The organism is Staphylococcus sp. 231237_7MaSpsaltlick (assembly GCF_043107035.1).
In genome coordinates this window covers 1-882 of the sequence record NZ_JBICNX010000189.1, presented here as the reverse complement: position 1 = coordinate 882, position 882 = coordinate 1, and the positions used below count along the sequence as shown (strand labels likewise).

Genomic DNA, 882 nt, shown 5'->3' with positions numbered 1-882 from the left:
ATTCTATACTATATACGACCAACAGATGTTTCCGGATTTTTATACAAAACTCTTTTCGTCACCCGAAATTGGACAACAAATGTATGGTACTTTAAATTCTATTCAAGTTTTTTGTGAAGCGTTCATGATGGCATTAGTTCCAATTATTATGATGAAAATCGGTGTTAAGAGGACACTTATATTAGGTGTTATTGTAATGTTTTTCCGTATAGGTTTAAGCGGTGTATTCAATGATCCTACTATAGTATCTATTATTAAAATGTTACACGCCTTAGAAGTTCCATTATTTAGCTTACCGATGTTTCGCTACATTACTTTACACTTTGATACTAAACTTTCGGCAACGCTTTATATGATTGGTTTTCAAATAGCAGCGCAAGTTGGCCAAGTAATTTTATCAACTCCTTTAGGTATATTAAGGGATTATGTTGGCTACGAAAAAACATTTTTCGTGATTATTGCTATTATTTTTATTACAGGTATATTTGCAACATTTCAACTTAAAAATGACAATCAAAATGTTTATGGAGATCCATTTATAACAAAATAGAAAGAGGGATATGCATGGAGCAACAATTTATTAATATTACAAATGACCGTTATCGATTAGGTTATCATCTTATGGCAAAATCTGGTTGGATTAATGATCCTAATGGATTTGTCTATTTTAAAGGATATTATCACGTATTTTACCAACATTACCCATACTCTGCTGAGTGGGGTCCAATGCATTGGGGACATGCACGTAGTACAGACTTAATTCATTGGGAAACACTGCCTATTGCACTAACACCTGGCGATAAAGAAGATAAAGACGGTTGCTTTTCTGGAACTGCAATAGTTAAAGGTGATACTTTATATTTAGTATATACAGGCCATCAC

Annotated in this window: 1 protein-coding gene and 1 pseudogene; both read left to right on the top strand. The window is 32.9% G+C overall.

Features of this window, described 5'->3' with window-relative positions; genetic code table 11:
* A partial coding sequence (locus ACF91D_RS30820; protein ID WP_392438560.1) for an MFS transporter occupies window positions 1–550 on the top strand: 550 nt, incomplete at its 5' end.
* A gap of 14 nt (window positions 551–564) precedes the next feature.
* Window positions 565–882 (top strand): annotated as a pseudogene (locus tag ACF91D_RS30815) (glycoside hydrolase family 32 protein); the annotation flags it as partial.